Below are 21,319 nucleotides of genomic sequence, written 5' to 3'. Positions count from 1 at the left end.
AACTATATGAGAATTAATTTGCTACTGATAGGAATAGCGACCTTCCTATTCACTGGTTGTAAGAAGATATTGACAGCCGACGAGGAGAATATGCGGACGGTGGAGCAGATGTACACGGACGCCGGCTATGCGCAGGGCTTTGTGATGAATGCCTACCGGACGATCCCTGCTTATTACGACAATACGGAATATGCCACTGACGATGCGGTGACGAACCAGCGGACGAATGCGCTTTTACAAATGGCAACGGGCTCGTGGACGGCTGCCAACAATCCTGTTTCTGTATGGAATCAATCGTATGGCGCCCTCCAGTATGTGAACCTGTTCCTGTCCAATGCGGATAAGGTCCATTGGGCGGCAGACCCGGAGGCGGCCATCCTGTTCAATAAGCGCATGAAAGGGGAGGCTTATGGATTGAGGGCGCTTTATATGTATTTCCTGTTGCGGGCGCATGCCGGGTATACGGAAGACGGACAATTGATGGGAGTACCTATTATTACTGAACTGCAGACCATCAATGCTGATTTCAATGTGCCCCGCGCCAGCTTTGACGCCTGCATCAAACAGATCTATAAAGACCTGGATAGTGCAGATGCCAATTTGCCTATGGAGTACAAAGACGTTAGTGCGGTAAATCAGATACCGGACCGCTTCCGGGCGGTAACGGAAAAAACAGCGGTGTATAACCGGGTGATGGGCATTTATTCCAGCCAGTTGTTCAATGGATTGATCGCAAAATCTTTTCGGGCAAGAACTGCCTTGTTGGCTGCCAGTCCGGCTTTCCAACATGCTTCCAACCCTATGACCTGGGCGCAGGCAGCTGATCACGCTGCGGTGGTGATCGATTACAAAGGCGGCATTAATGGATTGCCCGCCAATGGGGGTACCTACTATGCCAATAACACGGAGATCGACGCTTTGAGCGGGGGCAACAATCCTGCAGAAATGATCTGGAGAGAAAATGTGCTTACGGGTAACAGTGACCTGGAGGCGCAGCATTTTCCACCTTCTTTGTTTGGCACGGGGCTGATGAATCCCTCACAAAACCTGGTAGATGCTTTCCCCATGGCGAATGGATACCCTGTGGGCAACAGTAATAGCGGCTACGATGCGGCAAGCCCCTATACGGGAAGAGATCCCCGGCTGGCCCGCTATATCATTTATAACGGCAGCACCGCGGGTGTGGGTAACCAGGTGATCTATACTGGCAGCGCCTCGGGTTCGGACAATGGGATCAATGCCAGGCCTGCTTCCACGCGTACGGGCTACTACCTGAAAAAACGCCTTCGTATGGATGTAAACCGTAACCCGGCTTCCATTACCGGCAGGAATCATTATATACCCCGCATCCGCTATACGGAAATATACCTTGCCTATGCTGAAGCAGCCAATGAGGCTTGGGGACCTTTAGGAACGGGCAGTCATGCGTATTCGGCTTATGATGTGATCAAGGCCATCCGAAAGCGTGCCGGTGTAGGTACGGGCAATGGCGATGCTTACCTGGAAGAGATCAAAGGGGATAAAGATAAAATGCGGGCATTGATCCGTAATGAACGCCGGCTGGAGCTCTGCTTCGAGAGCTTCCGCTTCTGGGACCTGCGTCGCTGGAAGGCCAATCTCAATGAAGCAGCGCGTGGCCTGGATGTTAATGGCGCCAGTATTACTCCCTTAAATGTTGAGACAAGAACGTACCAGGATCATATGTATTACGGGCCTATCCCTTTTTCGGAGGTGTTGAAATACAATAAGCTTGTTCAAAACAAAGGCTGGCATTAATTGGTGAATGATCATTTTAAATTCTAATTACATGAAATCAAAACATATTCTTGCATGCCTGGTAGTAGTCGCCGGTGTATTCTCTTCCTGTAATAAAAACCAGGACGTTTCCTTTAATGATTTCGATTACCAGACCGTTTATTTTGCCTCACAGTTCCCTGTAAGGACGGTGGTACTTGGCGAAGACCTGCTGGTGGATAATTCGCTGGATAATGAGCATAAAGTGGCCATCAAAGCTACCATGGGCGGAGCCCGTGAAAACAGGAATAACGTAGTCATCGGGTTTGATGTGGACGATGCCTTGTGCAACAATCTTTACTTTTCGGGGACGGATCCCAAGGTGGTTCCTATGCCCGCTTCCTATTATACACTGGCGTCCAAGCAGATCACTATTCCTTCGGGGAGTATTCTTGGCGGCGTGGAGGTACAGTTGACCGATGCTTTTTTTGCTGATCCTTTATCGCTGGGCAATACGTATGCCATTCCCCTGACGATGAAAAGTGTACAAGGGGCTGATTCGATCCTGAAGGGTGTTCCTGCCATGGCGAATGCCAACCGTGCTATCGACCTGCACTGGACGGTAAAACCCAAGGACTTTATCGTGTATGCGGTGAAGTTTGTCAATGCCTGGCATGGCAATTACCTGCGCCGTGGTAAGGACGTGGTGACGGGTAAGCCGGGCAACAGCAACCTTGACAAGACGATCACGCGCCACAAGGAATATGTGGAGCAGGACGAGGTGAAGAAGATGACGACTAAATCGCTGGGTACGGTAGAACTGCCGCTGGTATTTCAAAACAGCAGTGGCGGTAATATTGCTATGAACCTGCTGCTGACCTTCGACGCCAAAAATGATAACTGCAGCATCTCTGCCTCCGGCAGTGGCTTTACGGCTACGGGCAGCGGTAAGTTTGTAAAGCGCGGCGAAAAGAACAGCTGGGGTGCCAAGGACCGCGATGCGGTTTACCTGACCTATACGATCGATCATCCGCTGATGCAGATCGTATCAACCGATACGCTGGTGATGCGTGACCGTGCGGTGGCGCCTGAGTACTATACGCCTGTAGTGAAATAATCAGTTTTCGCGTTAAAGTTGCAGGACTTTAACGGCTTCGTTTTCTCATAAGCAATCATAAGGGAGGATGGTCTCATCACTCCCTTTTTTGCGTTCTATTCTACGATGATTACAAAACCTCCTGCTGCCTGCATGGTGATCGTTTTCAGATCCGTGGGTCTCTTTTTTTCGATAGTAAAATCCAGTTGGGTATTGCCATCGGCTATCAGGTTTGCTTTTCGCGCTTTGAAAGCGGTGAGATCGAGCTGCAGCTGGCGGAGTGTATTTTCTCCATTGATGCCGGCGATATACCATTTCCTGCCTGCCTTGCGTGCAATGACCACATACTTGCCCGGGAACCCTTCAATAAATTGCACGTCATCCCAACGATTGGGCAATTGTTGCAGGAAGTTTTTTACTTCAGCCGGCACCTGGGCCATGCCTGCGGGTGACTCTGCTATGTGCTGGATACCGGATAAATAAATGACAGCGGTGGCCAGTTCGAAGGCGCTGGTGGTTTTCCGTTTGACATTGGATTGGATCTTGTACAGGTTGGTGGGGGTAAAGTCCATCGGATCGAAAATATTACGCGTGTAGGGCAGCATGGCGGCATGATTGGCCTCATTGTCTGCATCGCGCTGGCTGAAGGTGATCATTTCAAATCCTTTGACAGCCTCTGTGGTGATGAGGTGGGGGTAGGTACGGCTCCAGCCACGCGGCAGGGTAGCTCCGTGAAAGTTTACCAGCAGGCCGGCTTCAGCGGCGTCGTTGAGGATGTCGATGTAATACTGTATCACCGAACGGCCATCGCCTCCGAAGAAATCAACCTTAATACCTTTTATGCCCATTTTTTTAAGCAAGGCAAATTCCGCGCTTCTGCTTTGATGGGTCAATAATTTATCTTTTGGCGTCATCTTCACGGTATTCCAGTTGCCGGCGGAATTGTACCAGAGCAACAAGCCCACTTTTTTTGACCTGGCATAAGCTGCCAGTTCGCCGATGCGGTCGTAGCCAATATTCCTGTCCCAATTGGCATCTATGAGGCAGTATTGCCATTTCATATCGGCGGCATAATCAACATATCTTTTTTGTTCGGAGTATACGATCGAGTCGTCTTTTGACATGATCCAGCTCCAGGATGCTTTACCGGGTTGTATAAATTTCCTGTTACGAACAGTAGAAGCAGGGGCCAGGTCTGTACCGAGGGTTGATTCCATGATGGTTTTGAGGCTACCGATGGTTACTACGCGCCAGGGTGAATAAACGGGGCCGGCTGATCGCGGGAGTACGCCATCGGGTTCCATGGTCTCGCGCGGATCGGGAAAAGCTATTTTATAGACCGGTGTTTTGGCTTCGTTCTTTAAGCGGGTGGCGCAGTAAGTACCATCCAGACCTGCTTCGGAAAGCAGGACCCAGGTGTCCTGCAGTTTGAACAGGGCAGGGTAGACCCATCCTGTACCGGATGGAGCGCCTACAGGTACCTGCTGCCGGTAGTTGTCCTCATAAGCCGGATTGGTGCTTTCAAATCCTGTCTTGGCTGTTTGCATGGGCTGGAGGAATGCCCTGGCGGTGGTATCGAAAGTGAAGCTGGTTAGCTCGTTGATGACGCGGATGGTATCATTGGTCTGTGCGGGCAGAAAGTAGCGGAAACCGATGCCATCATTGGCTACCTGGTAAATGATGTGCAGGGGCTTGCCTGTAGCGTCGCTGCAATAGAATGTTTTTTTATTGGCTTTGTATTGGATGCGGCTTTTTTTGCCGGTAAAGAGTTCATAGCTGTCGGTAATCTCTGTTACTGCAGAAGCACTGTCTACGCGCCAGGGACCGGTGAAGTTATTGGTAGCTGTTTGCAGGCCGAGGGGTGAAGGTTGTATCACCAGTTTTCCATGGTGGGCCACCTGCCAGGTCAACACACCGGCAGCAGGTTGCATGGTGACCGTTACATTTTTATCGGGACTGGCAACCTGGTTTGTTTGTGCCTGTGTAAAGGCTGCCGCCAGCAGCATGGAGCTCAATACAAGCTGCTGTCTGGTGAAGAAAACGGATCTGTTGTTGTGTGTCTTTTGCATAGGTCAAAATTAAGCTGTTCGATGGTCAGCATACCGTGCAGGAGATGGGTTGTAATAGTTCAATCGTCTCAATTATGCTGTAGGAGAAAGGCTGTCCCTTTTCAGGAACAGCCTTGTTTGTTGGCAGCGGATGTTACTGCTTAATGAACTGCAGGGTTGCCTGTTCTGCCTTGTTATTGATTATTTTGATGAAATAGTTGCCAGCCGGCAATTTTGCTATATTCAACACTTCTGTATTACGGTTGATCGAACGGCTGATCACCGGCTTGCCGGCAGCATCAGCAACGATCAATTGATCACCGGCTTTCCATGGCGTGCTTAAACTGACGGTGATCTCGTGGTGGGCCGGGTTGGGCGATAACCTGATCGTGCTTTCTTTCAGGTGCGATCTGTCTGTGGACTCCGCATTGACCGGTACACCTGTGACCGGATTATCAATTCCTGCAAGCAGGGCAGTTTGACAGGCCACTGGTGTGCTGTTGGTCACGGACAGGTAATCGATATTGCCGAGGCCGGTAGCGTTGGTTGCTTCGAGGCGAATATCGACGGTGCCTGCCGGTGTATTGGCCGTTACGGTAACTGTAGACCAGGTTGCCCAGGATCCGGTGGCGGGGAAAGCAACGCTTGCGATGGCTTGGGTTCCATTGATCAATAGTCTGCCCGGACGGCTGTCGGTGCTGGCATAACGGAAAGTGAAGGTTTTGGCGCCTGCTGAAGCTGCATTGACGCGCCAGCTGATACCTGCACCTATAGCATTGTTCAGATTGGCGAAGCCGCTGCCTACAAACCCAAGGTAATTGTTTTCAAGGATTCCATCGACACTGCAAAACCCAGTCTCATTTTCCTGGATAGCATAGGTAGTGACGGCTGTGGCGCAATTGGCGGCTGTGCCGCCGGCCACCTGGATATAGTCTACATTGGGCAGCCCGCTGCTACCGGCTGCTTCGAGGCGAACATCGCTGATGCCTGCTGCTGTATTGGCGTATACGGTAAGCGTGCCCCAGGTAGTCCAGGAGCCAGTGGAAGGAAAACTAATGGTGGATCCGGCCAGTGAACCGTTGATGAACAGGTTGGCTGTCCTGTTGTCGATGGATGCATAACGGAAGGTGAAGGCCTGCGTACCAATGGCAGCAAAATCAATTTTCCAGTTGATGCCGGTACCCACTGCATTGTTGGTGTTGGCAAAACCGGTACCTGTGTAACCGGCATTGTTGGTATCGACCGTTCCATCTACGGCACAGAAACCAATGGTGTTTTCCTGGATGATATTCCCTCCGCTACTGAGCGGGCGTACTGTTATATTGTCCACATACATTGAATAGGGAGCTGCTGTATTTGCCCTGAGCTCAATGGTGTTGAAGCCTGCATTGAGGGTTATTGTTTGTGTGTTGACTGCCCAGGTGCTGGTGGAAGCCGTTTGTATAAAGGAAGGAGTGGCCACATTGCTTCCATTTACATAGAGATTTGTGGTGCCAACATTGCCGCCTGTTACCGCATACTTGGTTTGCAATTGATAGGTGCCGGGATAGGTGACGTACAGGGTATCCCTGATGCTGGCTGCTGCGTTTGTACCGAACTGAAGGTAACCCTGCCCGGTATAGTTGCGGATAGCGCCACTGACCCCGTTGGCGGTGTTGCCGGCAATGTTTTTGAAATCGAAATGTTCTGCTTCGTGCTGGATGGGGCCCTGGTACACAGGAGGTGGAACAGGGGAGATAAGCGTTGAAGGCGTATACGTTGTCAATCGTCCGGTAGCCGTTCCTGCGCAGTTGATCGTGAGATCGAGTGCGCCATTGTGCTGAATGGTGAGTGTAAAGACACCGCCCGACCAACTGGCTGATACAACACTAGCCTGGTGGCTGCCGCGGTCTGTATAAGACCAGGTTGGCTGAGCTGTACTTCCATTGATGCGGATGGTATTGGTCTTCAACCCTGTATTGAGCACATTGTCATAATTGTTCAGGTAAACTTTTAACTGGTTGGCTGTTTCTTTTACTACTGCGCTTGCGTATTGCGAGAAGGTAATATCCATGGAACTGCAGGTATTGTATTTGAAAGGAATGTTGGCGCTGGCCGTTTGATCGGTCTTAAAAGGATTATAGATCACCCATCCATTCTCATGCCGGCCTGCATACAAGGTGCCGGTGTATTCCGATGGGAACAGGGTGTTTAATTCGTTGGTCTTTGCCGTAATGCTGGGCCAGCGGCTGGCATATGCCGACTTATTGATCTTCACCTGGAAGGAATTAGCCGGCACATCATCCAGCTGAAAGACGGTAGGGATGGCAGGATAGCGACCGGTCTTTTTGAAAAAGCTTTTGTTCAATTCATAGTTACCGTCATTGTCCATGCGGTAGAGTCCTTCAAAAAGTGTTTGGGGTGAGCTGTACTGGTCCTGGTTGCTGCCGCTGCTGACATCGTTGACAATAACCACCTTGGTGCGGTTGATCACTTCCTGACGGGTGGGAATACGGATGGTGCCGTCGATGATCTTGCGGAACAGGTCGATATTAATATTGTGGAACTGCGGATAAAATTCCCAGCGGCGACGTGTAAATCCGTCGGACGTTGTAGCTGTGCTGAGTTCCCGGGCTGTTTGTGTCATGATCAATTCAGGACCGTCAATAACCGTTTCGCCGGTCAACATAATATGTTCCAGGTGGGGTGCAATGCCGGAAGCCATGGTGAAGTCGGCATGAACACCATTTGCGTTCGTCCACCCTGTTTCATCATAACGTATGCCATACTGGCCTGCATAACCGGACATATAGGCTCCCAGGCAAGTACTCTCCATGTCGAGCTGGTAGGATTCCTGGGTGTATTTTTCGCACAGGATATAGTTCTGTGTATAATTGCGGCAGGCTGCTGCAAAGGCAGGATTTCTTTTCAGCATACCGATGGGATTGATATTGGGATTCCATTGATTAGGACACCAGCTTACCACCAGGTAACCACCGTACCGGTTGCTTAGTTCCAGCAACTGGGCAAAAAGGGCTATGCGATTGGCCCAGGGCGGCGAAATAGCATCATAACTGTTGGAGGTGGGGGGCTGCAGGGAACCATCGTATCCCCAGAACTGTTCTGCATAATTGAAGCCGAGGAAATTCGGGTATTCGCGGTAGAATTCCTCATATACGGTCAGATCGGTTTCAGAGAAGTGTTGAAAGCCTCCGCTGGATTGCTGGATCATGGCCCATACACGGTTCTCGGCACATACCCTTAACCATGATCTGGCAATTTCATACCCATATTCAGCCTGGAGCCATTTACTGGTAAGGCGATCATGGTTGATAGAAATGGAAATGTTGAAGACCACATAAGGCCTGATGTCTGCCGGAACCATATCGATGATCTTTTGGGGATCAGCCTGGTTCCAGGAATCGATGTGAATGAACCAGGTGGGTTGTTGAGGCGAAATAGGTCGTCGCAGGGGCGCGCCTGATTGGGCATTGGCTGTCAATTGCGAAAGCAGTAATAATAAGGAGAGGATCCGGAACAGTATAGTCCGGTGGATCCTGTTAAAGGAAAGATTCATAGTCAAGCTTTAACGTTAGAAAAAAGGATTCAAAAAAAACAGGTAATCGGAGAGGAGCTTTATTGGCTATCGGGCGGCATAAATGTACGGGGATGTACCAGCGCACCCGGGGACAAATGTCTCAATTGGTAGCATGGATGTCAAAATCGAAACTTGTCTTAATTGTCTCAAATTGAACGTCTCTTATTATAAATGTATAAAAAACACTTATTTTCAATTCCAGTCATCATTATTATACAGACACCGAACTTCCCCTACAGATGAAAATGACCATGCGAATTTCCCTGTTCCTGGCCTTGTTGCTTGTTAGTGCACATGGTTTTTCACAGGATCCCCGCTTCTATATTTTTCTATGCTTTGGACAGTCGAATATGGAAGGCAATGCGCGGTTTGAACCGCAGGACACGACGGTGGATAGCCGCTTCAGGGTATTGGAGACGGTGGACTGCCCCAATCTCAACAGGACGATGGGGCAGTGGTATACGGCGCAGCCTCCCTTGTGCCGCTGCCGTACGGGGCTTACACCGGTCGATTATTTCGGGCGGAAGCTGATCGCCCACCTTCCGAAGGATGTAAAAGTAGGGGTGATCAATGTGTCGGTAGGCGGCTGCAAAATCGAGTTGTTTGATAAGGACCATTATGCATCGTATGTGTCGACTGCGCCCGGGTGGCTGAAGAATATGGCAGCGGAGTATGGCGGAAATCCTTATGGCCGCCTGGTGGAGATGGCCAAACTGGCGCAAAAGGATGGTGTGATCAAAGGGATCTTATTGCACCAGGGAGAGTCGAATACCAATGACAGCAGCTGGCCCGGCAAAGTGAAGCTGGTGTATGATAACCTGGTGAAAGACCTGCAGCTCGATGCTGCATCGGTGCCTTTGCTGGCCGGCGAAGTGGTGCATGCCGACCAGGGGGGTGTATGCGCCAGCATGAACAGGATCATTGCCACTTTACCGCAGACTATCCCCAACGCCTATGTGATCCATTCGGATGGTTGTACCGATGCTTCCGATAACCTGCATTTTAATGCCGAAGGTTACCGGGTGCTGGGCGCCCGGTATGCGGATAAGATGCTCTCCTTATTGGGGTATGGGGCGGCAGCTAAAAAATAAAAGGCATACTATAAGGATGTTATGTGTAAGATAGCGGCTGCTCATGTTTTCTCAATTAGTTGTTTGTGAAGATAAAGAGTCACCCGTATGTCCATTTCTCAGGCTGGCAATGTATTCAGAGGGCAGCATGCCAAATTTTTGTTTGAATGACCGCGCAAAATAATTGGGCGTTGTAAAACCTACCTGGTAGGCGATCTCTGCAATGGTCATATTGCTTTTCTCCATCAATACGGTCGCCTTCTCCAGCCGGAAAGAACGAATATATTCTACGGGCGTCTGGCCTGCGATCTGCAGCAATTTGGTATACAAGGTACTCCTGCTCATGCCAAACTGCTTGCTTAATCCTTCCACAGAAAGCTGCGGGTTCTCGATGTTCTGTTCAAGGTAGAGTACTATTTCCTGCAGCAGCATGGCGTCGGACGAATGGATCCTGACATCGGGCCCTGTAAGGGTTATTTGTTTGACATACGTACTTTTCATAGCACTGTTCAATTCGAGGAGGCTCTTTATTTTGGCATTGAGCACTTCAAAATCAAACGGTTTCGTGATATAGTCATTGGCCCCGGCAGCGAGTCCCTTGATCTGTTGCTGCTGATCGTTCAGCGCCGTGAGTAATATGACGGGGATATGACTGGTCCTTTTATCGGATTTTAATTTATTGATCATATCAATCCCGTTCACTTCAGGCATGCTGATATCACTTATGATCAGTTGGGGATGATGTGCCAGGGCTTTCTGCCAACCTTCCTTTCCGTTTACGGCCTCAATCACCATATAGCTGTCACTAAGGTTGTCTTTTAAATAAAACCTGAAATCTTCATTGTCCTCTACCAGCAGGATGATGGGCAATACTTTCTTATGGGCTGACACACCCAATTTTTTGGAGGATACGGGTTTCTCCACTGCCGGAGGCGATGGTGGTATGGCAACAGCCATTTCTGTGGCCCTGACAAGGGGAAGGTGAATGGTAAAAGTGGTTCCATTATCCGGCTCGCTTTCCACCTGAATGGTGCCGCCGTGCATGTTCACAAATTCTTTTGTTATCGACAGGCCAATTCCTGTACCATAATTAAGAATGGCGGCAGAAGCGTCATTTTGAAAAAACCGATCATATATCCTGTCAAGCGTTTCTTTCGGGATGCCGATGCCGGAATCCATCACTTTGAGGGTTACCCATTCGTGTTTGTCATCACTCCGCTCCGGTGAATCTTCCAGCACTACGCTGATATGACCGCCTTCGAGGGTAAACTTAAAAGCATTGGACAATAAATTGAATAATATGCGCTCTATTTTGTCGGGGTCAAAAAGGGCTACGAGGTGCTGTACCGTGCTGCTGAAAGAAAAATTAATATGTTTTCTTTCCGAGAGGTCCCTGAAAGATTCGGACACCTCTTTAACAAAAGAAACGAACTCTCCTTTTGAAAGCTGCACGGTGAGTTCCTGCTCTTCGAGCTTCCTGAAATCAAGCAACTGGTTCACCAGGTTGAGCAGCCTTTTGGCATTTCGCCTGATGATATGAAGTTTGTCGAGTTTCGTATTGGTTTTTTCTGCATCAATTAATTGTTCTATGGGACCGGCGATCAGGGCAATGGGGGTCCTGAAATCATGGCTCAGGTTGGTGAGGAACTTCAGCTTCAGGCGATCCAGTTCCTGCAGGCGTTTGACCTGTTGCTGTTCCTGTTCCATTGCCAGTTTTTTTCGAATTGCAGCCATTACGCGATAGTGGCTGTACAATGCCAGGCTGACGATCAGTACCAGGTACAACAGGTAAGCCCAGGTGGTGCGCCACCAGGGTGGCTGCACATAGATCCTGATCGTTGTATCCTTTGCGCTCCACACGCCATCGTTGTTGCTGGCCTTCACCCGGAACGTGTATTCGCCGGGGTCGAGGTTGGTATAAGAGGCGGTATTGTTTGCGCCTGTATAGTTCCAGTCCTTGTCGAACCCTTCCAGCCTGTAGGCGTAACTGTTCTGTTTGGGAATGGTATAGTTCAGCGCCACAAAGCTCAGGGCAAAGTTTTGCTTGTAAGCGAGGTGAATACTTTTCGCGATCGACACATGTTCCTGGATGGGAGCGTCCTCACCGGCCGTCACGGATTTGTTGGAGATACGGAGGTCGGTCAGTAATACCTCCGGTACATTGCGGTTGATGGTCAGTTGGGCCGGGTTGAAATAATTGATCCCCTCAAGTCCTCCAAACATTATTTCTCCACCGGACAAGCGTATGCCCGATCCATGGAAAAAGTTGCTGTTCTGCACACCATTGTAACTGGTAAAATTCCTGAACTTATGCGAAGCGGGATCCATGCTGCTGATGCCGGTATTGGTGCTGAGCCATAGCTGTCCTTGCAGGTCTTCGACGATCTGGTAGATGGTGGTGTTTTGCAATCCATCTTTTTCGGTGAAGCGGGTGAATTGTTTTTTTTGTTTGTAGTACAGGGATAGTCCTCCGCCATCCGTACCTACCCACATCATTCCGTGACTGTCGCACAGCAGCGATTGTATTTTGTTGCTGGGGAGCTGGCTGTTACTTTGGTTATAGATGGTCCAGGTATCACCAGTGGGCTGGTATACGGCCAGTCCGCCGCCATGTGTGCCTATCCAGATATTTTTGTCCGGATCTTCCACGATAGCCCTTATATAGCCGTTGATGGGCAAAAGGCGTTCATGGGGGCCGGAGGGAGCCGGGCTGTAGGTGACCACCACTTTATTGTCACGTATAACATGTATACCCGCGCCATTGGTGCCTACCCAGGTATTGCCTTTACTGTCTTCGCCAAAACAGTAAATATCATTGTTGTAGGGGGCGCCGGGTGCACTTCCTGTCGTTATTTGTGCGGTTTCGCCGGTTATGGTATTCAACACGATCACCCCCTTTCCATAAGTACCGATATATAGCCTGTTTGCGCTTGCCATATGTACGGCCATGATGGTGAGGGGCTGCACTGGTTTTCCATTCAGCCGGATGGCTGTTTGCCGGACCTCGCCGGTCCTGTAGTTGAATTCGTACAATCCACCATCATAGGTCGCCACATACACATTTCCGGGCGGGTTCTCCGCAAAACTGGTTACTATAAGGGGCGGCCCACCGTTCTTTTTGAACGTACTGGTGAGTTTCAGGCCAAACAGGTTGATATTCTTATCATATTTATTGATACCGCGCATGAAAGTGCCGAACCAGTAAATACCTGCTGCATCGAACCAGGCACAACTGATGGCCTTGCCGGTCAAACTAAAAATATTTCCATCTTCGGTTTTATAAGTTGACATTTTCCCGGTGGCGATATGCATGGCATTCACGCCGTTCCTGGTTCCCACCCATAAAAGGCCCTCATTATCCGCCATTATACAATTCACTGCATTGTCGCTCAATGATGCTTCGTTACCGGCTATATGCCTGTAGGTGATGAAGTGTTGTTCATCGGGCAGCAACTTGCTCAGGCCATTGAGGGTTCCTGCCCAGATGGTCCCTGATCTATCTTCAGCTATGGTACGTACGTGGTTATGGCCCAAGCTGGATGAATCACCTTCCTGGTATGAAAAACGCCTGAACGAATTGGTGGCAATCGTATAACGGAAAAGGCCATCATAGGTGCCAATCCATATCCTGTGTTTGCTGTCCTCAAAAATACATTCGACGACGGTTTTGACCGGATTGCCGTTGGCATCCGGCAGAAAGACCTCTGAAACTGACCTGGATGCGGTATCCATTACATATAAGCTGGCGTAGGGGGCTATCCATAGCTTACCCCTGTAATCACTGCAAATGCTTTTGATAACAGCATTGGCGGTTAATCCTGTGTTATTGAAAGTAATATGCCCGAAGGTATTTTTTTGCCTGTTATACAGGCTCATACCACCTCCGCCGGTGCCTATCCATAAATTGCCCGCCTTGTCTTCGTGTAAAGCCAATATTTCATTGGCCCGCAGGCTGGTGCTATCGTCCGGAATATTCCGGTAGACGGTAAAATTGGTGCCGTCATACTTATTCAACCCATCGGTGGTGGCAAACCACATCAGGCCATGGCTGTCTTTGGCTATAGCAAAAATAGAATTTGATAATAACCCGTCCCTGACCGTAATGGAGGTGAAATTGATATGCTTTGGCTGGCTATACCCGGCTACGGCAATCAAGGAAAGGAGCAGTAAGGCTATATATTTTATGGCAGGCATATATAAAGGGTAGCAGTTATGTACAATTTGCAATTAATTGTAAAATCTACAATAAATCCGAACATTATTGACATGATATACGACAAATGTCCCATCCATCTATTGTGAATTCGTCGAATTTTATACAGGTGCCAGGGTTGATCATTCCTGGCCGCTCATTTTCTAATCGATTGAATTACAATTTCTAACTGATTGCATTACACTGTTCAACCGGATTGAACAATTGTATTCACTAAACTGCTGCCATTATGAACAAATTTACCAGCCCGGGCGTATCCCCGGCTTCCCCTCCACATTTGTACTCCACTATTTATTTCAGCGCTGCTACTATAAGGCGCATCTGCACAATCAGTTACAGTTTCCGTACCTGGTGAGGACCTTTCATTATCTAACCAAAAAATCGCTAATTGTATGAAACGAATTGATTGCCATATTAAAATATGGTTTTTTCTTGCTTTTATAATGTACCAGGCAAGCTCTTTTGCGAACGGTACCGGCAATATTGCTTTTACGGTGAGTGGTAAAGTGCTGGATGACAAGGGTAATGGGCTCCCGGGTGCCTCCGTTACCCAAAAGGGGCGGTCCAATGCGACCACTACTGCTGCAGACGGAAGTTTTAGCATTACTGTGCAGGAAAGAGCAGCTGTGCTGGTTATTTCCTATGTTGGTTTCCAGTTGAAAGAGGTTGCCGTGAATGCCGGGGCATCTGATATGATCATATCGTTGAGCCCGGGGATCAATTCATTGGAAGACGTGATTGTGATAGGTTATGGTACGCAAAAAAAGCAACTTTCCACCGCCTCTGTAGCCCGGGTAAAAGGGGAGCAACTGGCTGCGGTGCCAGCTGCCAATATTTCGAATTCGCTGGCAGGCCGGGCTACGGGTATAATCACACGTGCCAATGGTGGCCGACCGGGTGCGGATAATGCTACCATCTACGTGCGGGGCATTGCGACTACGGGTACAACGGTCAATGGGGTTACTTATAATACTACTCCCCTGATCGTGGTGGACGGTGTGATCCGGAATAATATCAATGAAGTAGATCCCAATAATATTGAAAGTGTATCTGTTTTAAAAGATGCCGCCGCGGTGGCGGCCTATGGACTGGGCGGCGCCAATGGTGTTGTACTTATTACCACCAAGCGAGGTGTAACGGGGGCGCCTGTTTTAAGTTTGGGAGGGTATATTGGTGATCAGCAGCCTACTTATTTGCCCAAAATGCTCAGTGCGGTAGATTATATGAAGCTGAAACTGGAAGCCTATGTAACAGAAAATCCAACCGGCACCAACCCGACCTATAGCCAGGCCTATATCGACTCCTATCTTTCCAACCATGCCAAAGATCCGGACCTGTATCCCGTATCAGACGCTTTGAATGATGTGGTAAAAAAGCATTCGCCCATTTACCAGAGTAATTTCTCGGTTCGTGGCGGTTCCTCCACCATCAAGTATTATGCCGGCCTCGGTTACTTTAAACAGAATGGCATGTTTGACCGGTCGGGCTATGAGCGATACAATTATAGTGTGAACCTGGATATTAATATAACGCCCACCACCACAGCCGCTGTTACTTTAAATGGGGCCATACAAAAAACCACGGATGTGGATGGCGGTACCGGCCAGTTGTTCAGGGGCGTTTATAAGTTTATTCCTGTAGCTCCGCTACGGTTTAGCAATGGCTTATGGGGTGAGAGTTCAGGCAATGCCCCGATCGGCGTAATTAACTCTGAAGGATATTTTCGTCAAAATACCAACAATTTACTGAGCACGGTTTCCCTGGAACAAAAGCTTCCCTTTATAAGAGGGCTTAGTATAAAAGGGGCGTTTAGTTATGATCCTTATTATTTTACCCAGAAGCAATGGCACCGGCCATTTATTTACTGGACGCAAAGCGGTACTGCTCCTAATTATGTTTATACACCTGCTTATTCCACCCAGGAAACCAGCGCCACCACATATGGGTGGTTGAACCAGCAATATTGGCAAAACAATACGATTACCTGGCAGGGTTACCTGAATTACCACAATACGTTTGGCAAACATGATATTACGGGTTTAGTAGTAGCAGAAAAGAGAAATAATAAACAGAATGATTTCAGGGCAAGAATAAACAATTACGCGGTGAATATCGATGAATTGTCATTGGGTAGCTCTAATAAAAACGACTTTGATATAGCCGGCGGATCCGGTACGGGCAGCCAGGTTGGTTATGTGTACCGGGCAAGCTATGCTTATGACAGGCGTTACCTACTTGAAGCTTCGGGCAGGTATGACGGCCATTACTATTTTGCGCCCGGCAAAAGATGGGTTTACCTTCCAGCATTTTCTGTGGGCTGGATACTTTCCAATGAGGATTTTCTCAGGTCGGCCACCTTTATTGATTTTCTTAAGATCAGGGGATCATGGGGCAAATCCGGCAATCTTACCAGTACAGGTTTCCAATTCCTGAGCAGCTACCCGCTTAGGGGAAATGCGTATGCTTTTGGGGATGGCGCGCTGGTACAAGGCTCCTACGTGTCGATAGAAAATAACCCCAATATTACCTGGGAAATAAGCAAAAAAACAGATGTAGCTGTTGAGGCAAATCTTTGGGGAGGCCTTTTAAGACTGGAAGCCGATTATTTCTATGAAAGAAGAACAGGCATGTTGTTGTCTCCCAATATCGTGGTGCCACAGGAATATGGCCTGCAGCTTGCCCAGGAAAATGCAGGTATTATGGACAACCGTGGCATTGAATTATCCCTGGGAACCAGTAAGAAGTTCAACAATGGCCTGGTGGTATCCGTTGACGGAAACTTTACGTATGCACGAAACAAGGTGGTACAGTTGTATGAATCGCCAGTAACGAAGAACGATCCAAGGCGCAGCAGAACAGGCCGTCAATTTAATACTGTGTTTGGCTATAAATCTCTTGGCTTGTTCAGTACTGCGGACGACAAAAACAGTGATGGAGTCATTGATGCCACGGATGGATATAACATCACTCAGTTCGGTACCCTGCGTCCGGGAGATATCAGGTATGCCGATCTGGGAGGCCCCAATGGGACTCCCGACGGGAAGATCGATTCTTATGATGAAACAGTCATCGCCAAGCCTCAAACACCGGCTATCATTTACGGTATTAATGTAAGTGCAGCCTGGAAAGGGTTTGATCTTTCTATGTTATTCCAGGGTTCGGGCATGTCGAGCTTTAATGTGTATGGTTTTATGACTGTTGCTCATTTTAACAATAATAGTAATTCCTCTTACGAGTATTACAATAACAGGTGGACCACAGACAATCAGAACTCAAAATACCCAAGGGCCTATTCTGCGCCTACCAACAACAATGGGCAAACTTCTGACTTCTGGTTTATTAACAGCTCGTATTTACGTTTAAAAACTGCGTCATTGGGTTATACGATCCCTGCCCATATCAGTTCGAAAGTTAAAATGAAAAATTTAAGGATATATGTAACCGGTCAAAATGTATTTACACTTGGGAAGTTGAAATTTACAGACCCTGAAACAACCGGCGAACAAGGTTATCCTATTCAGAAAACGTTCCTGGTTGGCTTTAATACCACTTTCTAACATTTAAAAATCAACAAGATGAGACCAGTTAAAACATATATTCTTTATGGTTGCATAATAGCAGGCACGCTGGGTTTGTATTCCTGCGACAAAGACCTGGACAACCAGCAGAAAGTAAGCCTGGACGACAATACACAATGGGCTACTGAATCCAATGCCGATATTTTTTTAAACGATGTGTATGACCAGTTGCCGGATATTTATGCACAACCGGAAAACCTGGACAATTTCACCGATGATAATGATGCAGGTTTTTATTACAACTCCTGGAAATATAAAGACGGGAATCTGGACCCTGCCTCTACCAACTATGCACTTTTTGGCGGTGGCGCTACGGGCGTTCAAACTGTGAGCAGGTATAACTGGCCTGCTCTTTATACTTCCATCCGGAAATGCAATACGTTCATTCAACAGGTAAGGGTGCATAAAACCAATTATGCAGAGGCATGGGCCAATAAACGTATCGATGAAGCCCGGTTTAACAGGGCCTTTCACTACAGCATTCTTTTTCTTCATTGGGGAGGTGTGCCTATTATTCTGGACCCACAGGTGCGGGCAGATACCGCCAATTTGTTTGTAAAAAGAAGCACCTATGCAGAAACGCTCGACTTTTTAACAAAAACACTGGATACGATACTTAACAACAAATACCTGGCTGTTAAATATAACAAAGGTAATCCGGATGCAGGCAGGGCTACGCTGGGGGCTGCTTTAATGTTAAAAGCTTATTTGCAGTTGGTGGCGGCAAGCCCCACTTACAATTCCGCCACTTATGTGGGAGGGGCTGACCCTAATAAAATAGCCGGATTTGGCAATGCAGATGTAACGCGCTGGGCAACCGCTGCAGGATCTTTTAAAAAGTTCATCGACGATTGGGGCGGGGGAAAACCATACGGGCTTTTTGCCGAGGATTCCACCCTTTGGTATGAGGATAATGAGTATAATACAGAAGTGATCTGGGATAGGCAGTATGTAGCCAATGTAAAGGGATCTAATTATGAACAATATGGCGGCCCTGTGTATGTGCTCGGTTCTTACTACACCTGGGGTAACTATAACCCTACGCAGGAACTGGTAGATCAATTCTTCATGGCGAATGGTAAACCCATCACCGATCCCAGTTCCGGCTATGATCCTCAACATCCTTATGTGGGCCGTGAACGCAGGTTCTATAAATGGATCGTTTACGATGGTGCTCCTTATAAAATGGACTGGATGTCGGCACAGGATACCGTTTATACCCGCATTGATAAGGTGAGACCATCGCCGAATCAGATAGATTTTGCGAGCACGGATGTAAGCAATACGGCGTATTATTTCAAGAAGAAATTAAACCCCCGGAACCGTCCTGCTACAGGATTGAGTGGCGCCAACTATATTTATTTCCGGTATGCGGAAGTGCTGTTGGGATATGCTGAAGCACAAAATGAGGCGGTAGGCCCGGATGCTTCTGTATATGCTGCCATGAATGCAGTGAGAGCGCGTGTAAACCTGCCAGATCTGCCCGGGGCCTTGAGTCAAAGCCAGATGCGTGATGCCATCCGCCAGGAAAGAAGGGTGGAGCTGTGCTTTGAGAACAAACGCTTCCAGGATATCATCCGCTGGAAAATTGCCGACCAGGTACTGACAGTTGATCTGCATGGCATGAAGATCGAAAATACAAAAGCTGATAACAGCGGCACGTGGGTATATACTCCCGTAGGATTGAATCATCCCCATGCATTCAAACTGAAGCAATATATGCACCCGATCCCGCAGTCGGCGCTTGCACAGAATCCCAAACTGGTGCAAACGCCCGGGTATTAATTCTTTGATTATTGATAATGCCTGGCAAGAAAGCCCATCAAGCCGATGGCGCCATGGGCTTTCTTGTTTTAAAACAATGAACCAGTTACCTCTTTTTATTATTTAATAATTATTTGTTATGAAAAATCTTTTTAGAAAAACATCCTATGTTTTATTGATTCCTGTTGTGTTTCTTCTCTCTTTTGCAAAAAATGCTGAGCGTACTAATTTTTCCGGAGACTGGAAACTAAATGAATCCAAAAGTGAGCTTGGTGATTTTAGCGGCTTTGTTGCCCGTTCTCTTAAAGTTGAGCAAAAAGAAAATGCTATTACCATTACAAGAACAACTCCTGGTTTTAATGGTGGCGATCCTGTTACCAGCTCAGTTAGTTTGAGTTATGATGGTAAGATAACCGAGTCTGAAGGATTTGGCGGATCAAAGAGAAAAACAACCGCCAAATGGTCTGACGATGGTTTAACGCTTACGGTTAATAATACCATTACATTTGAAAGAGATGGACAGACCAACGAATTCAAATCAACAGAGACCTGGACATTAAAGGATGGACTGCTGTCGATCGTTACTTATTCCAACTCACCGCGTGGAGAAACTACGACAAAGGCTATCTACACACACTAAAGCGATAGCATTTTTCTTAAAAACAATGTAATCAACAGGTGTTATGAAGAAATCTGTATTCGTATTATGTACATTACTTGCCGCCGGATCTTTGATTGCCCAACAGCCTGTATCAGTGAAAGTAGAAGAAGGCTTATTACAGGGTACGCCGGAGGAAGGATTAATGGTGTATAAAGGCGTTCCGTTTGCTGAGCCGCCTGTTGGTGATCTTCGCTGGAGGGCGCCAATGCCTGCCAGGAAATGGGATGGTGTACGGCAGGCGAATAAGTTTGCTCCCGGCCCAATGCAAGGGGGTAATCCACCCTCCGGAAAAAGCGAAGATTGTTTGTACCTGAATGTCTGGACACCTGCACGGTCGGCGAATGATCGTATTCCCGTGCTCGTATGGATCTATGGCGGAGGGTTTAATTTCGGCTCAACGGCTGAAACAACCTATAGTGGTGAGAAACTGGCAAAGAAAGGTGTCGTATTGGTGAGCATTGCCTATCGTGTTGGTCAGCTTGGATTTTTAGCACATCCTGCGTTAAGTGCTGAAAATAAAAATCATGTTTCAGGCAATTATGGTCTACTCGACATGATCGCCGCTCTGGCCTGGATACAAAAAAATATTGCTGCTTTCGGTGGTGATCCTAAAAAGGTAACCATTTTTGGAGAATCTGCCGGAGGCATTGCAGTCAGCATGTTATGTGCTTCGCCACTTGCCAAAGGATTATTCCAGGGCGCTATTTCAGAAAGCGGCGGCTCATTTGGACCTCCCCGGCCTACAACATTTCCCGGTGAGAATTTAAAACGGCTTCGGGATGCCGAAAGTGCAGGAGAAGCCTATGTAAAGAACGCCGGATTTTCAACTATCGCTGATCTGCGTAAGATCGATGCAGACAAACTTCCTCCAGTTCGCGGACTTGCGTGGCCAATTATTGATGGATGGGTAATTCCTGATGATCAATACAAACTTTATGAAGCCAAAAAATACAACGATGTACCGGTGCTGGTGGGTTATAATTCAGATGAAGGCGCCAGTTTTTCACCTCCTAAAACTCCCGAAGAGTATATTAATGCCGTGAAGCAACGTTATGGCAGGTTTGCTGACACCCTTATAAAGGCCTATCCGGCAGGTACAACTACGGTCCCCAAAACTGCCAGGGATCTTTCGCGTGATGCAGCTTTTGGATGGCAAACCTGGAGTTGGGCAAGGTTGCATGCAAAGACCGGGAAATCCAAAGCATATTATTACTATTTTGATCAGCATCCTGCGTATGCGTCTGATTCACCTCGTTTTGGTTATGGATCCCCGCATGGACAGGAAGTTGCGTTTGTTTTCCAGCACCTCAATCCAAGCAGTCAACAGGCCACTGACACAGATGAGCAGGTATCAGCCGCTATGGCCACCTACTGGACGAACTTTGCTAAATATGGAAACCCTAACGGTAAAGGGATGCCTGAGTGGCCTGCTTTCAGCGATGCTAATCCCGTAGTGATGTACTTTAATCAAAAGGCATATACAGGAAAAGTGCCCAGTGAGGAATCCTTAAAAGTACTGGATGCTTATTTCAGGTGGCGACGAACGCAGGAAGGTGATACATGGGCTAAATAATAGAA

The 21,319-nt window shown here is 48.0% G+C and carries 10 protein-coding genes; 7 read left to right on the top strand and 3 right to left on the bottom strand.

Translation table 11 applies throughout. The annotated features are described in order from the left end of the window. Window positions 1–6 precede the first annotated feature (6 nt). Complete coding sequence (locus D3H65_RS09035) at window positions 7–1,776, top strand: RagB/SusD family nutrient uptake outer membrane protein (protein ID WP_119049997.1); 1,770 nt, start codon at window positions 7–9, stop codon at window positions 1,774–1,776. 31 nt (window positions 1,777–1,807) lie between these two features. Next, window positions 1,808–2,851: a DUF5627 domain-containing protein gene (locus tag D3H65_RS09030; RefSeq protein WP_119054447.1), complete on the top strand. Its 1,044-nt coding sequence runs from the start codon at window positions 1,808–1,810 to the stop codon at window positions 2,849–2,851. A 95-nt stretch (window positions 2,852–2,946) separates the two neighbouring features. Here D3H65_RS09030 and D3H65_RS09025 read toward each other — a convergent pair whose 3' ends face one another. Together D3H65_RS09025 and D3H65_RS09020 are read right to left on the bottom strand one after the other, a co-directional pair. Beyond that, window positions 2,947–4,899: a glycoside hydrolase family 97 protein gene (locus tag D3H65_RS09025; protein ID WP_119049996.1), complete on the bottom strand. Its 1,953-nt coding sequence runs from the start codon at window positions 4,897–4,899 to the stop codon at window positions 2,947–2,949. A gap of 133 nt (window positions 4,900–5,032) precedes the next feature. After that, window positions 5,033–8,434, bottom strand: coding sequence for a glycoside hydrolase family 98 domain-containing protein (locus tag D3H65_RS09020; RefSeq protein ID WP_119049995.1), 3,402 nt, complete (start codon window positions 8,432–8,434; stop codon window positions 5,033–5,035). A gap of 266 nt (window positions 8,435–8,700) precedes the next feature. Between D3H65_RS09020 and D3H65_RS09015 the strand changes: the two genes are divergently transcribed. Continuing rightward, window positions 8,701–9,546, top strand: a complete 846-nt coding sequence (locus D3H65_RS09015) for a sialate O-acetylesterase (RefSeq protein ID WP_119049994.1) — start codon at window positions 8,701–8,703, stop codon at window positions 9,544–9,546. Window positions 9,547–9,597: 51 nt separating this feature from the next. Here the strand turns inward: D3H65_RS09015 and D3H65_RS09010 are convergent, their stop codons facing one another. Next, window positions 9,598–13,719, bottom strand: a complete 4,122-nt coding sequence (locus tag D3H65_RS09010) for a hybrid sensor histidine kinase/response regulator transcription factor (RefSeq protein ID WP_119049993.1) — start codon at window positions 13,717–13,719, stop codon at window positions 9,598–9,600. A 411-nt stretch (window positions 13,720–14,130) separates the two neighbouring features. Between D3H65_RS09010 and D3H65_RS09005 the strand changes: the two genes are divergently transcribed. The 4 genes from D3H65_RS09005 (at window position 14,131) to D3H65_RS08990 (ending at window position 21,314) form a co-directional block, all read left to right on the top strand. Beyond that, complete coding sequence (locus D3H65_RS09005; RefSeq protein WP_119049992.1) at window positions 14,131–17,295, top strand: SusC/RagA family TonB-linked outer membrane protein; 3,165 nt, start codon at window positions 14,131–14,133, stop codon at window positions 17,293–17,295. An 18-nt stretch (window positions 17,296–17,313) separates the two neighbouring features. After that, on the top strand, window positions 17,314–19,101 hold the full coding sequence (locus D3H65_RS09000) for a RagB/SusD family nutrient uptake outer membrane protein (RefSeq protein WP_119049991.1): 1,788 nt from the start codon (window positions 17,314–17,316) through the stop codon (window positions 19,099–19,101). Between the two features lie 118 nt (window positions 19,102–19,219). Next, entirely contained in the window at window positions 19,220–19,720 is a 501-nt protein-coding gene (locus tag D3H65_RS08995; protein ID WP_119049990.1) for a hypothetical protein, read from the top strand. A 43-nt stretch (window positions 19,721–19,763) separates the two neighbouring features. After that, window positions 19,764–21,314 (top strand): carboxylesterase/lipase family protein, encoded by a 1,551-nt coding sequence (locus D3H65_RS08990; protein WP_119049989.1) that lies wholly within the window; start codon window positions 19,764–19,766, stop codon window positions 21,312–21,314. Window positions 21,315–21,319: the final 5 nt, after the last annotated feature.

The sequence above is a fragment of the Paraflavitalea soli genome, from assembly GCF_003555545.1.
Lineage (GTDB): Bacteria > Bacteroidota > Bacteroidia > Chitinophagales > Chitinophagaceae > Paraflavitalea > Paraflavitalea soli.
Note: the sequence above shows the minus strand (reverse complement) of the source record. Positions and strands in the feature narration are given on the sequence as shown.